We start from the raw sequence: 13,379 nt of genomic DNA, 5'->3' as shown, positions 1-13,379 counted from the left end.
CATGCTATCTCTATTCAATGTATTTGACTCCAAAGTGAGTAAAGCATTATTGGGCCTTGCGATCATTTTGATCGCAGGGTTTCAGTACTTATTCTGGTTTGGTGAAGGTGGTTACCATGACCATCAAAAACTGGCTGAAAAAATTCAACAACAAACAGAATTAAATACGGAACTTAAAGAACGTAACCGAGTTCTCGCTGCTGAAGTTTATGACTTGAAAAATGGTATTGAAGCCATTGAAGAGCATGCGCGTTTAGACTTGGGCTTGATCAAGCCGCATGAAACTTTTGTACAAATGAGTACTATTAGTACAAACTATAAGCCTATTTATATTGATCCAAATGCCAAAGCAGATTTAAGAACCAATGAAAATGAAACTGGAGCACCCGTAGAAAGTGCACCATAAAATTTGGGCAGTTATTCCTGCTGCTGGTTCCGGAAGTCGTTTTTCTAAAACTGAACTTAAACAATATCAACAGATTCAAGATCTAACCGTACTTGAGCATACCGTTGCACGTCTGAATCAGTTGCCTTTGGCAGGTTATGTTCTGGCTATTGGTACACAGGATGATGTTGCAAAAACCTTGACATTCTCCCATCCTGAAAAGGCTCATTTTTGTCCGGGTGGCGCAGAACGGGTGAATTCGGTTCTGAATGCCTTAAGCTATCTTGAAGCATTTGCAGCTGAAGAGGATTGGGTATTGGTACATGATGCCGCACGTCCTTGTGTGACCCAAGACTGCTTGCAGCTGTTGGTGAATACGGCTATTCAGGAAAATTGCAGTGCGATTTTGGCGATTCCCGTTCGTGACACCTTAAAATATGTTGCACATGCAAATACAATTGCCAAGACAGTTAGTCGAGACCATTTATGGCAAGCTCAGACACCCCAAATCTCAAGATTAGGTATCTTAAAACATGCCATTGAAAAAGCATTGCAGGATGGTATGACCATTACCGATGAAGCCAGTGCTCTGGAGTACGTGGGTGAACCAGTAAAAGTGGTACAGGGTCGATCAGATAATATTAAAATTACCTATGCCGATGATCTGGAGTTGGCGCGTTTAATCTTAGCCTCCCAGCAAGCAGTTTAAAGTCTACAAGATAAAAATGCAGAAATATGGGACTTAATGATGTTATTTAAACACTTTAAACTTATAATTTGCGCTGTCTCTAGCTTGTTCAAATATTTCAAATGATACCATCCCCCCAGTATCGTTTTTTACGTCACTCTTTACGTGATGGTAGAAGCATTAAACATGACTCATCCAGATGGGCCAAATTACACTTGGATCCATGGCTGCTTTCTTTTCTGGTATTGAATTCAATATTGGGATTGATGGTGGTTTATAGCGCAACTCTGCAAGATAGCAGTATGGTGATTCGTCAGGCCACCAGTTTTGGTGTCGGTTTCATCCTCATGTTTTTATGTGCCCAGGTTCCGCCAAAAGTTTATCAGGCGGTCAGTCCATATTTTTATATGCTGGGCATGGTGCTACTGGTGCTGGTTCTGGTGATTGGTGATACGCGTTTGGGGGCAAAGCGCTGGCTGACGGTTCCGGGCATTGGTAGTATGCAGCCCAGTGAAATCATGAAATTTGCCATGCCGCTGATGATGGCATGGTATTTTTCACGTCGTGTATTTCCACCTACCTTTTTGCAGATCGTGACTGGGCTCATCCTGATGATGATTCCGTTTGTACTGGTGGCACTACAACCAGATTTGAACATTGGTCTGATTATTCCCGGTGTTTTTGTCTTGTTTCTGTGTGGCATGTCTTGGCGTTTGATTTTGGGAGCTCTGACGGCTTTGGCTGTTGCAGCACCGGTTTTATGGATGTTTGTACTGCAAACCTATCAAAAGAAACGTATCTTGACCTTATTTGATCCTGAGTCCGATGCATTGGGTGCTGGCTGGAACATCATCCAGTCCAAAATTGCTATTGGTTCTGGGGGGTTAACCGGGAAAGGATATTTGACCGGTACTCAGTCGCATTTGGGTTACTTGCCTGAAAATCATACCGACTTCATTATGTCTGCCTATGCTGAAGAATATGGCTTTGTCGGGGTATTTTTATTATTTAGTCTGTTTGCTGCAATTATTATCCGTTGCTTGATGATTGGCTTGAATAGTTTTCATAATTTTGGACGCTTATATGCGGGTGCTATCGGGCTGACGTTCTTTTTCTTTGTATTTTTAAACTCAGGAATGGCCAGCGGAATTTTACCTGTAACTGGGGACCCTCTGCCACTGATGAGTTATGGTGGCTCGGCAGTAATTTCATTACTGGCGAGTATGGGGATTGTGATGTCGATCCATACCCATCGTTGATGTTGATATTAATATTAAAAAGCTAGATTTGATCTGGCTTTTTTATTTTTGGGGGAAAATAAATGGATTTATTTGAACAATCAATGACGATGGTTAATGAATTAAATCAAGAATTATCGCAGTCTGAATTTGTAGATGGCGGGCTACGTCTAGATTTAGTATATCAGTGTTGTGACATATCGATTGAACATGGATTAGCGGTTAAAACATTATTAGAAACTGAACTGTTTATATCGGCTCTTGCGTTGTTTCGTACACAATTTGAATCTTTAGTGCGTGCTTATTGGATATTATTTGTAGCAACGGATGAGCAAGTGTGTGAGTTGGGCGTGCTGGATTCAATAGAGCAGCTTACTTTAAAGGAACATAAAAGTATTAGCCGTTTTACTGCAACGCCGATGATTGAAGCTTTGAAGGAAATTCAGGAAATCAAGCATATTGTCGCTCAACTCGAAGAGTTCAAGTTATTCTCTTTGGATTATCTTAATTCAATTGTACATAGTGGGAAGCAAACATTTTTGCGTCACACCTTTGGTTTGGGTGATGAACACAAAAAATTGATTATTAAGCAATCTAACAATTTAACAATGATGAGTGCACAGATTTATTTAAAACATACTTTGCCTGATTGTCAAAAGCTTATTCAGATTTTTCTTCAAAAGTATCGTGAATGTTTTATGTTGCCTGAAGATATATCGAAAGAAGAGCGGGAAAAGATTTTAGCGCGTTATAAGTAGATGTAAAAAAGCCCACAAATGTGGGCTTTTTAGAACGTTTAAAGAATTAGGTGAGGAACCAGGTGTAATAACCCCAGATCATCAATGGCCATGCGATATATGGACTAAATAGCCATTTCCACAGCCAAAACTTAGGCAGAAATCCTACGCCGTAAATAAATCCACCTGAAATGCCAATCATGATCATCATCAAGGCTCTATGATTATAGTGACCATTGGCATCGAGCATGAGGGCTGGGTGAATTAGCAACACCGTAGCAAGAGGCAATGCCATCAAAAATGAAATGGCCATTACAAATTTATTTGGCTTGCTTCCTTCTGCTGTCATTGCGATCTCTGTCATTGTTTATTCCTCATCCAAATCTTGATGATGTTCGATATAAAGGGCACTTAATACGCCTGCAAAGCACGCCATTAAAATCCCGAGAATCCATGCGAAATACCACATAATTTTATCTCCTAAAACACAGCCTTAGTACAGGCTGTGTGAATTCTCTTGAATATGTTTTTTGGTAATTACGCCCCACATCTTATAGTAACACCAAGTGGTGTAACTCAAAATAATTGGAACAAAAATACAGGCAGCAACAGTCATTACAGTCAGTGTGTTTTTACTTGATACGGCATCCCACATGGTCAAGCTGGCAACAGGGTTGATGCTTGAAGGCATAAGGAATGGGAACAATGCAAAACCAGCTGTTAAAATTGCCCCAATTACCATCAGCGATGTACCCAGGAAGCTTAAACCTGCTTTGGCTTTCGCAGCAGCGGCAATTACAATCAGGCTTCCCAAGATTGCCATGATCGGTGCAATCATAGTGATTGGGTAAGTCGAGTAGTTATTCATCCAGCCATGGTTGCCATTGGTAATGACTTCTTTGGCAAGAGGGTTTGCAACTCCATTGGTATCAAATGGTTGCGCTAAAGTATAACCTTCAATATTACCGAAGTATAACCATGCTCCAGCGCCCAGGAAGCAAACCAAGAATACCACACCCATCAATTGAGTTGCTTTGGCAGAACGTGCATGCAAGTCGCCATCGGTACGAAGCATCAACCACGCACCACCATGCGCACTCAGCATGGATAAGCTGACAATACCACAAACCAGGGCAAATGGGTTGAGCAGGGCAAAGAAGCTACCAGTATAAGTTGAACGTACGGTTTCATCTAAAGTAAACGGCACACCCAGGAACATATTACCGAAGGCAACACCGAAGACTAAAGCAGGAACTGCACCACCAACAGCCAAACCCCAGTCCCAAGAGTTACGCCATTTTTTGTTCTCAAGTTTAGAGCGGTAGTCAAAACCTACAGGTCTTAAGAACAGGGCAAACAGTACCAGTAATAGTGCCCAGTACATGCCGGAGAATGCTGTTGCATAAACCATTGGCCATGCAGCAAACAGTGCACCACCAGCTGTAATGAACCAGACCTGGTTACCGTCCCAGTGCGGGGCAATGGTATTAATTGCCGCACGACGCTCTTCATCGTTTTTGCCCACGAATGGCATGATTGCCATAGAGCCCATATCGAAGCCATCGGTGAGGGCAAAGCCAATCAGTAGTACACCTACCAAAACCCACCAGATAATTTTGAGTAATTCATATTCGATCATGATTGAGCCTCCGCAGCAGCGTGGTTTTGATCAGCGCCTTTTTCAAAGTGGTATTTACCAGTATGTAAAGAACTTGGACCTAAGCGAGCGAATTTGATCATCAAGTACATTTCGATAATTAGAAGTACTGTATAGAACGCTGCAAGTGCCAGGATTGAACCCCAAATATCACCAGTGCTTAAGCTTGAAGCAGAGAGATGTGTAGGTAGAACCTCACCAATTGTCCATGGTTGACGACCACCTTCAGCCACATACCAGCCAGTTTGTGTAGCAATCCATGGTAATGGTAAGCCGTAAAGCGCAAATTTAAGTAACCAAGGTTTGCTTTCTGCATTGCGTTTAGCGACTGCAAAAGTTGCAAGGATAAACAGAAGCAGCATCAAGAAACCAGAAGCCACCATGGCACGGAACGAGAAGAACAGGGCAGTTACGTTAGGAACAGTATCCTTGGTCGCTGCTTTGATTTGCTCTTCAGAAGCATCTACTACATTTGGTGTATATTTTTTAAGAAGTAAGCCATAGCCCAAGTCTTTCTGATTTTCTTTGAACGAAGCCATCAGCGCTGGTGAGCGGTCGCCTGCACGAAGTTTTTCAAGTTCGGCATATGCAGTCATACCATTACGGATACGAAGCTCATGTTGAACCATCAGGTCTTTCAGGCCAGTCACTTCTTTATCAAGAGAACGTGTGGCAATGATACCCATCACATATGGAATTTTGATGGCGTAGTCAGTGCGTTGTTCTTCCCGATTTGGAATACCAAACAATGTAAATGGAGCAGGTGCTGGGTGAGTTTCCCATTCTGCTTCAATTGCAGCCAATTTGGTTTTTTGTACATCACCCAGTTCATAACCTGATTCATCACCCAGTAAAATAACTGAGAATGTAGAGGCTAAACCAAAGATTGCCGCAATAGCGAAAGAACGGCGTGCAAAAGGTAAATCACGTTTTTTCAGCATGTAGAAACTGGAAATCGCTAAAACGAAAACGGCACCAGTGACATAACCTGAAGATACTGTATGGACAAATTTAACCTGAGCCACCGGGTTGAAAATCAGTGCGCCGAAGTCAACCAGCTCCATACGCATGGTTTCAAAGTTGAACTCTGCGCCCACAGGGTTTTGCATCCAGCCATTGGCGACTAAAATCCAAAGTGCCGACATGTTGGAACCCAGTGCAACCAGCCAGGTCACGCCTAAATGCTGAACTTTGGAAAGCCGGTCCCAGCCGAAGAAGAATAGACCAATAAAAGTCGATTCCAAGAAAAATGCCATTAATCCTTCAATAGCGAGTGGCGCACCAAAAATGTCACCGACATAATGCGAATAGTACGCCCAGTTTGTACCAAACTGGAACTCCATGGTTAAACCTGTGGTAACACCTAAGGCAAAGTTAATACCAAAAAGTTTTCCCCAGAACTTAGTCATGTCCTTATAAATTTCTTTACCGGAAATCACATAGGTGGTTTCCATAATGGCAAGAATAAAAGCCAGACCAAGTGTAAGAGGTACAAATATAAAGTGATACAACGCGGTCATTGCAAATTGGAACCGCGAAAGATCGACCACGCTTTCAGAAATCATCAACGTGTCTCCTTGATTTGGGAAGGGCTGCCAGCAATATGCTCGGCAACTTGAGTGTCAAAATTTTGAGGAATAGTAGGGGCATCGAACCAGATGTGTTTAATCGTCAGTAGGAGAGCAACCTTGATTATTAATATGATTGCGATCTCTCGAACTAAACGTTGATTGTAATCTTTCGGTATTAAGCTCATACAAATAAGCCTATTTTTTTAAACTTGATCTATATTATTAAACAAAAAATAACTAAAAATAAATAGATGAAACAATTAAAATAAAAATATATTATATTTGTTTTTTAAAACAATAATTTATGTTAAGGTTGTGATAAAAAATATACTGATTTTTTGCGATTATTAAGTTGACTAAAACACTGCGTATTTAATTTTTAATTCTGACTAAAATACTTATATATACTTTTAACTCCAACTAAAACACTTGTATCTTTTTAGGGGATATAAATAATTAATTGATAATTATTCTTGTTTGAAATTCCATTTAATATGTTTTATATAAATCCAATTAAACACCTTGACTTAAAATGCAGGAGGAATGAGAGAGGAAGTTAAAATTCTTGCCTCAAAAAAAAGACCACACGAATGTGGTCTTTTTAATAGCTTTCTAAGTAAATGAAGAGGGCTTAGAAGTTATATTCCATACCCAGGCCAATCACAGTTTTCTTATCATCTTTTGTTAACCAGTCACGCTTCTGCTGACCTACAACACCGTAGAAACGTGCTTGTTTATTTAGGTTATAATCGACACCTACGCCGTACTGGTCGATTTGACGGTCAGTTTTATTGTCTACAGAAGTATTGGCAGATAGATATTCAGCCTTTAATTTCCATGGTGTAGATGGAATTGTATAGGCAGTAGTAATACCGTAAGCATCTTCTTGTAAACCTTTATAAGAAGTTGTTACAGAAGGAGTACCACTTGTCGTTGATACTGTATCATCTGTAGGTTGAGCTGTTTGCCATAGGGCACCAAATACCAGACCGTTTACACCCGCCTTAGTTAAATCAACAGAACCAGTCACACGAACTGCATCTGAATAAATACCTGTTAGGCTATAAGCGTTGTATTTACCTGCCACGCCAAAGTTACCTGCAATTGCTGCAGCTACACCATAGTCTTTGTTGTCGTAGCTAAGTGAAGTCGAGATGCTATCACCAAAGCCATTACGTGTGCCTGTTTGACCTTTGGTATTATTATCAGTCGCTGAATCTTCACCTTGCTGTGCCATAATGCTGAATTGCAGGCCGCCCAGTAATTTTTTATCAGTTTCAAAACCGATTGAGTTACTTAAACGATCTTCACCATATAGCATGCTGGTCATATCAAGGTGGTTGTGATCGTTAAAAATATCTTGGTTATTGCCTGCAGCAGTTTTGAAGTAAGAATCGTAGTTACCGGCTTTTAATGTACCGATATCGGCAAATTTAAGACCTAAGAAACGGTTACGCATTCCCCAGTCTTTATCTTTATTGCCATCAGTTGAAACTTCCCACTCAGCTAAATAAACTGCTGATAATTTATCAGTCAATTTTTCTTCGCCTTTTACCCCTAAGCGAGAAGCATTGGAGTTTACTTCTGTAACGTTTTTGCCATCAAACTTATTGTTGTCCACTTGGTCTACGGTAACGTTTAACTTACCGTACAAAGTTGGTGCTGCTTGCGCTGCACTTACGCTTAAGGTTGCTACTGTAGCAGCGAGAAGCAATTTTTTCATTGAAATTTCTCCAAAAACACTTTTATGGGGCGGTTGCCCTGTTGACTCTTTTTATAGTTTGCTTGTGTACAAAAATTTACAAAAGCTCACCAACTTGCTAAGCAGTATCTGCAAACTTTGTGACAGTGAAGTGAAAGCTATATGACAGTTTGATGACGAAGATGATTAAAAAAATAATATATTTTATTGTTTTTCAATAATTTAAATTTTTATTAAAATCTGTGAGATGAGTTGATTCAATCTCAAATATAAAAAAATGGAGCTTAAGCTCCATTTTTTACAAATTAAAATTCTAGTGAATTTTAAAGTTCAGCTTTAATCTTTTCAGCCAGTGCTTTAATTTTTTCCTGGTCACCCATATGTAATGCATGTTTTCCAAGCTCATGCACTGAACTTGGAATAAGGTGAAAATGTACATGTGGAACAGTTTGACCAGCAGATGCACCTGAAAGTTGCATCAGTACAATACCTTGAACATCAAGTGCTATTTTCATTGCCTGGGCAATTCTTTGCACAATCTGAATGGTATAGGCAGCGGCATCAGGTGGCAGATCGAGCAAGGTAATTGCAGGTGTTTTCGGGATGACCAACGTATGACCTTCTGCCTGGGGCATAATGTCCATAAAAGCCAGAACCTGTTCGTCCTCATACACTTTTATTGCAGGAAGTTCATTACGGATAATTCGTGCAAAAATATTTTGATCATCGTAAAGCATGTCTAGTCCTTGAAAGTGATTGGGTACTGTAATTATTTACAGTTCAATTCTTTCTGACGATCTTTGATGGCGTCAAGTCGTTGTTGCTCTTTTTCTGAAAATTTGGGCTTGGTTGTATAACAATTGTCATTGCCGAACTTGGCCTTGGCTTCCGGGTCTTTAAAGCAAAAACCTTTAGAGGCATAAATGACATCATGGTCATTTTTTAATTGTTGGCACTCTTGCTCTGCTGTCGCTGCAAAAACAGTTGCCCCAAAGAAAGTTGTAAAACTAGCCAAAACTGCAACACTAAGCTTGGTCATGAGGGTTTCCTCTGTGAGAATATTGTGTAGAGCACTTCTACACAATATTAGGTTTATTTATTATTATTCAATGGCGAGTAATTACTCAAGTGTAATTTTATTCCAAGATTCGTACATTTTCACAGCACTAGAAAAGTCACTGTCTTTTTCTGCTAAATTACTGGCTGCCTGAATCAGACTTTGAGTCAAGGCAATCACCGGTGCTGACAGTTTGGCATCACGAACCAGATCAAGTGCAATGCCGGTATCTTTTGCCAATAATGGCAGAGCAAAAGTCAGCGGGAAGGCACGATTTAAAATACGTTGTGGTAACACCATTTCCGTTACGCCACTTTTACCGCTTGACGCATTAATGCAGTCTAAAGCTTCATGCAGATTTACCCCATGCACTTTTAAGGTGGTAAAACCTTCGGCCACTGAACAAAGATTGACGGCTAAGAGCATATTGTTGACCGCTTTGACTGCGAAACCTGCACCTGATTCACCGACATGTTTAATCAGTTTGCCGAAGGCTTGAATTGCAGGAAGGGCTTTTTCAAAAGCAGCAGCTTCACCACCAATCATTACGGTTAATGTGCCATTTTCCGCACCAATGGTTTGCCCGCTGACTGGTGCATCCAGAAAATCTACATCCCATGCTTTTAACTGCTGGTTGAGCTTTTTCGCAGATTCAGGAACACCACTGGTGCAGTCGACCCATACTGCGCCCGATTTAATCTGAACCGTTGCAATGAGGTCTTCGACTTCCTGGCTGGTTGGCAGGCAAGAAAAAATGATATCTGCCTGAACAGCCTGTTTAAGTTCTACGGCTTGCGTGCCATATTCAGTTGCATGCTGTTTGGCTTTTTCGAAATTGCGGTTCCATACATACACCGTATCAAAATGTTGAGGTAAATGCGCTGCCATACGGTAACCCATTGCGCCTAAGCCGATAAATGCAACTGACTGAATCATGATGTTTCCTTTATATTTTGCTCGATCTCTGTTTTAGCCAGGTAGTCATGAAAGGCCAGAACTCGTTGGCACTGGACTGGCTAGACATGAGTCCCAAATGACCACCTGGGATAAGAGTAAACGTGACATCCTGACTATTTGTCAATTCAATTAAAGGTTTAACGGCCTCTTCTGAAACAATCCGATCGCTACGACCCGCGCCTATCAGTAAAGAGCAGGCTATATGTTTTAATTCGATATGCTTATCCTGTAATCTGATAACACCGTTTTTGAGCGGATTTTGTAGCCAGACATTAAAAATCATGTCCTGATTGATACCCCCCGGGTAATCAATCATCCGGTTCAGGAAATTACCCATGGTGGCGTGTTCATATAAGGCTTGCAGGTTATCGAGGTTGGCTAGAAGCTGTTTCTGGCTTTGTATCCATCCCACAGGATCAATCATTTTAAAACCGAGTGAGTTCAGTAGGCCTGGGCTATGAATCAGATGCTTGGGCACAGTTCCTGAGTAAATCTTGTTTTGCAGGGCTTTATTTTTGGCAATCAGCTGATTGACCTTTTGAAAAAGTTTACCGGTACGACCCGAGGCATGACTGTCCACCGGACTGCCCAATACAATTAAATTTTTAACGTGGTTTGGTTGATGTAGTGCGCAATACAACATGACAAATACGCCTGCCATGCTCCAGCCATGCAGTGAAATTTCATCGCTATTTGAATGCGTCCGGATCTGATCAATACAATGCGGAATCGCATCATCAATAAACGACATGAAATTGAGAAAGCGATCTTTATAATTATATCGGCCCCATTCAAGCAGATAGACATCAAAACCACTATGTTGAAAGTTTTTGACCAATGAGCGGTACGGGTACAGGTCGTAAATGGCCATATTGATTGCAAGGGGGGCAACAAAAACCAGGGGTTCTTTATATTGTCTATCCGGTGAGGCGTAGTAACGTACCCGTGTTTGTTTGTACTCTGCAATGACTTCATAGGGAGTGGCTTGCGATAAAACCAGTGATTTTGAGTTAAATAAAGTCTTTGACAGGTTTTTGAGTTTGCTTTTATGTTTGGCAATTTTATTTTTAACTTGAATCATTGCTGGGTGTGCTGACATATGGGGATTGATCGAAGTGTAGGCGATATTTATGCATTATACCTTGACCTTAAATGCCATAGACGCTCAAAATGTTGGCAATTATTAGCAATACAGTCCAGGACTGGGTAATACAAATGAGCCAACAAGACGACATTGAATACCAATTAGATACCTTAGCTATTCGTACAGGTCATACACGCAGTTTTGAAGGCGAGCATGGTGAACCAATTTTTCTCACTTCATCATTCGTCTATGAAAATGCAGCAGAAGCCGCAGCTAAGTTTTCTGGTCAGGAACCTGGCAACATTTATTCGCGCTTTACCAACCCGACAGTTGCGATGTTTGAAAAGCGCCTTGCCGCATTAGATGGTGCGGAACGTGCTGTTGCAACCAGTACTGGCATGGCAGCCATCATGGCTGTGGCTATGTCTTATTTGAAACTGGGCGATCACGTCATCTGTTCACGTGCGGTGTTTGGTTCAACGGTTTCTCTTTTTGAAAAATACGTGGCTAAATTTGGTATAGCAGTCGATTTTGTTGATTTAACCGATCTTGATGCGTGGAAAAATGCAATCAAACCTGAAACCAAATTACTGTTTGTTGAATCTCCATCCAATCCACTGGCTGAAATTGCCGATATTCAGGCTTTGGCTGATCTGGCTCATGCCAATGGTGCATTACTGGCGATTGATAACAGCTTCTGTACGCCGGCATTGCAACAGCCAATTAAATTAGGGGCTGACCTGGTTGTCTATTCAGCAACCAAATATCTGGATGGTCAAGGTCGCGCTTTGGGTGGTGCTGTGGTAGGTAATCACAAACTGCTTGAAGAAGTATTTGGTTATGTCCGCACCACTGGCCCGTCAATGAGTCCATTTAATGCCTGGGTTTTTTTGAAAGGTCTGGAAACTCTGCGTTTACGTATGCGTGAACATTCAGCAAATGCACAAAAACTGGCTGAATTTTTAAATCAGCACGACAAAGTAGAAAAAGTGTATTACGCTGGTTTGCCTTCACATATCGGTCATGAGCTTGCAGCCAAACAGCAAAGCGGTTTTGGCGGTATTGTGTCCTTTGAAGTCAAAGGTGGGCGTGAAGGGGCTTGGAAAGTTATCGACAATACCCAGTTTATTTCCATTACCGGTAACCTGGGCGATGTGAAATCAACTATTACTCATCCAGCAACTACAACTCACGGTAAGCTTTCACCAGAAGCCAAAGAAGCTGCAGGGATTCGTGAAGGATTAATCCGTGTATCTGTTGGTTTGGAAGATATTGATGATATTATTCGCGACATTAGTCGTGGTTTAGATTTAATTTAAATTTTTATCTTATTTTTAAGTTTTGTGTTCGGAGTATTTTATGAACATTAACATGTTGATGCAGCAAGCACAGCGCATGCAAAAAGATATGGAAGCCAATGTTAAAAAGGCCAAAGAACAGCTTGCGCAAACTGAAGTTCATGCTGAAGCAGGCGGCGGTCTGGTGAAAGTCACCATGACTTGCCGTAACGTGGTAAAACGTATCGAAATCAGCCCTGAATTGCTGCAAGACGATGCAGATATGATTGAAGACTTAATCGCAGCTGCAATGAATGATGCTGCACGTCAGGCCGAAGCCATTTCTGAAGAAAAAATGAAAGCGGCTAATTCTGGTATGGGCTTGCCACCAGGTCTTTCAGGTTTATTCTAAGGAATACGTCCAGTGTTTAGTGATCGATTTGATCAACTGGTTCAAGCCTTACGGATTCTGCCAAGTGTTGGGCCGAAATCGGCTCAGCGCATGGCATTACACCTGATCATGAAAAACAGGGAAGGTGCAGTCGGGTTGGCACATGCTTTAAATGAAGCAGCTACCTATATTCAGGAATGTAGCGTTTGTCATTCGCTCACTGAAAATGAAGTCTGCGATATCTGTCTTTCGCATGAACGTGATGATCAGCTGCTCTGTGTGGTGGAATCACCAGCAGATGTGATGGCGATTGAACAAAGTGGCAGTTTTCGGGGTAAATACCATGTGCTGGGTGGACATTTGTCTCCACTGGACGGAATTGGGCCAGAAGAAATCGGGATTCCCTATCTGATTCAGCGCCTGAGTCAGGGCACGGTTTCAGAAGTTATATTGGCAACCAATGCTACTGTAGAAGGTCAGGCGACAGCACATTATCTGGTTGAAGCAACCAAGCATTTACCGATTCAAATGACCCGGATTGCTCAAGGTGTTCCTCAAGGGGGAGAACTTGAATATGTGGATAGCCATACTTTAAGTCAGGCGGTGCATAATCGTATGCGTATGAAATAAGTACC

General features: G+C 41.4%; 17 protein-coding genes. 7 read left to right on the top strand and 10 right to left on the bottom strand.

What is annotated here, in order from left to right; all coding sequences use genetic code 11:
- Position 1: 1 nt before the first annotated feature.
- The 4 genes from ACE01T_RS01970 (at position 2) to ACE01T_RS01955 (ending at position 3,069) form a co-directional block, all read left to right on the top strand.
- Entirely contained in the window at positions 2 to 406 is a 405-nt protein-coding gene (locus ACE01T_RS01970; RefSeq protein ID WP_180043436.1) for a septum formation initiator family protein, read from the top strand.
- Positions 396 to 1,094, top strand: a complete 699-nt coding sequence (ispD, locus tag ACE01T_RS01965) for a 2-C-methyl-D-erythritol 4-phosphate cytidylyltransferase (protein ID WP_180043438.1) — start codon at positions 396 to 398, stop codon at positions 1,092 to 1,094. Before ACE01T_RS01970 ends, ispD begins: the two co-directional genes overlap by 11 nt.
- A gap of 101 nt (positions 1,095 to 1,195) precedes the next feature.
- The gene (rodA, locus tag ACE01T_RS01960; RefSeq protein WP_180043440.1) at positions 1,196 to 2,332 is read left to right on the top strand and encodes a rod shape-determining protein RodA; all 1,137 of its coding nucleotides are present in this window, start codon (positions 1,196 to 1,198) and stop codon (positions 2,330 to 2,332) included.
- A 62-nt stretch (positions 2,333 to 2,394) separates the two neighbouring features.
- Positions 2,395 to 3,069, top strand: coding sequence for a DUF6988 family protein (locus ACE01T_RS01955; RefSeq protein WP_180043441.1), 675 nt, complete (start codon positions 2,395 to 2,397; stop codon positions 3,067 to 3,069).
- Positions 3,070 to 3,115: 46 nt separating this feature from the next.
- Here ACE01T_RS01955 and ACE01T_RS01950 read toward each other — a convergent pair whose 3' ends face one another.
- From ACE01T_RS01950 to ACE01T_RS01905, 10 genes are all read right to left on the bottom strand, one after another.
- Positions 3,116 to 3,412 carry a cyd operon YbgE family protein gene (locus ACE01T_RS01950; protein WP_086196312.1) on the bottom strand — a complete coding sequence of 99 codons (297 nt, stop codon included), beginning with the start codon at positions 3,410 to 3,412 and terminating at the stop codon, positions 3,116 to 3,118.
- A 3-nt stretch (positions 3,413 to 3,415) separates the two neighbouring features.
- Positions 3,416 to 3,517 carry a cytochrome bd-I oxidase subunit CydX gene (gene cydX / locus ACE01T_RS01945; RefSeq protein ID WP_002120988.1) on the bottom strand — a complete coding sequence of 34 codons (102 nt, stop codon included), beginning with the start codon at positions 3,515 to 3,517 and terminating at the stop codon, positions 3,416 to 3,418.
- 24 nt (positions 3,518 to 3,541) lie between these two features.
- Positions 3,542 to 4,687 carry a cytochrome d ubiquinol oxidase subunit II gene (gene cydB / locus ACE01T_RS01940; protein ID WP_086196311.1) on the bottom strand — a complete coding sequence of 382 codons (1,146 nt, stop codon included), beginning with the start codon at positions 4,685 to 4,687 and terminating at the stop codon, positions 3,542 to 3,544.
- Positions 4,684 to 6,270 (bottom strand): cytochrome ubiquinol oxidase subunit I, encoded by a 1,587-nt coding sequence (locus ACE01T_RS01935; RefSeq protein WP_180043443.1) that lies wholly within the window; start codon positions 6,268 to 6,270, stop codon positions 4,684 to 4,686. Before ACE01T_RS01935 ends, cydB begins: the two co-directional genes overlap by 4 nt.
- The gene (gene cydP / locus ACE01T_RS01930; protein WP_086196309.1) at positions 6,270 to 6,461 is read right to left on the bottom strand and encodes a cytochrome oxidase putative small subunit CydP; all 192 of its coding nucleotides are present in this window, start codon (positions 6,459 to 6,461) and stop codon (positions 6,270 to 6,272) included. The genes ACE01T_RS01935 and cydP overlap by 1 nt, the downstream gene beginning before the upstream one ends.
- A gap of 446 nt (positions 6,462 to 6,907) precedes the next feature.
- Positions 6,908 to 7,999: a porin gene (locus ACE01T_RS01925; RefSeq protein ID WP_180043445.1), complete on the bottom strand. Its 1,092-nt coding sequence runs from the start codon at positions 7,997 to 7,999 to the stop codon at positions 6,908 to 6,910.
- Positions 8,000 to 8,301: 302 nt separating this feature from the next.
- Positions 8,302 to 8,715, bottom strand: a complete 414-nt coding sequence (locus ACE01T_RS01920) for an HIT family protein (RefSeq protein WP_086196307.1) — start codon at positions 8,713 to 8,715, stop codon at positions 8,302 to 8,304.
- Between the two features lie 32 nt (positions 8,716 to 8,747).
- The gene (locus ACE01T_RS01915; RefSeq protein ID WP_180043447.1) at positions 8,748 to 9,017 is read right to left on the bottom strand and encodes a YARHG domain-containing protein; all 270 of its coding nucleotides are present in this window, start codon (positions 9,015 to 9,017) and stop codon (positions 8,748 to 8,750) included.
- Positions 9,018 to 9,098: 81 nt separating this feature from the next.
- The gene (locus ACE01T_RS01910) at positions 9,099 to 9,971 is read right to left on the bottom strand and encodes an NAD(P)-dependent oxidoreductase (protein WP_180043449.1); all 873 of its coding nucleotides are present in this window, start codon (positions 9,969 to 9,971) and stop codon (positions 9,099 to 9,101) included.
- 10 nt (positions 9,972 to 9,981) lie between these two features.
- Complete coding sequence (locus ACE01T_RS01905; RefSeq protein WP_180043451.1) at positions 9,982 to 11,073, bottom strand: alpha/beta fold hydrolase; 1,092 nt, start codon at positions 11,071 to 11,073, stop codon at positions 9,982 to 9,984.
- Positions 11,074 to 11,207: 134 nt separating this feature from the next.
- Here ACE01T_RS01905 and ACE01T_RS01900 point away from each other — a divergent pair, with 134 nt between their 5' ends.
- From ACE01T_RS01900 to recR, 3 genes are read left to right on the top strand one after another with little or no spacing between them, the layout of a single operon-like run.
- A complete protein-coding gene (locus ACE01T_RS01900; protein WP_180043453.1) occupies positions 11,208 to 12,395 on the top strand; it encodes an O-succinylhomoserine sulfhydrylase in 1,188 nt (395 codons plus the stop codon).
- A gap of 40 nt (positions 12,396 to 12,435) precedes the next feature.
- On the top strand, positions 12,436 to 12,765 hold the full coding sequence (locus ACE01T_RS01895; protein ID WP_086196303.1) for a YbaB/EbfC family nucleoid-associated protein: 330 nt from the start codon (positions 12,436 to 12,438) through the stop codon (positions 12,763 to 12,765).
- Between the two features lie 12 nt (positions 12,766 to 12,777).
- Positions 12,778 to 13,374 (top strand): recombination mediator RecR, encoded by a 597-nt coding sequence (gene recR, locus ACE01T_RS01890; RefSeq protein WP_092819481.1) that lies wholly within the window; start codon positions 12,778 to 12,780, stop codon positions 13,372 to 13,374.
- Positions 13,375 to 13,379: the final 5 nt, after the last annotated feature.

The sequence above is a fragment of the Acinetobacter uliginosus genome, assembly GCF_044130295.1.
In the GTDB taxonomy this organism is placed as follows: Bacteria; Pseudomonadota; Gammaproteobacteria; order Pseudomonadales; family Moraxellaceae; genus Acinetobacter.
This window is presented reverse-complemented; position numbering and strand designations above follow the sequence as displayed.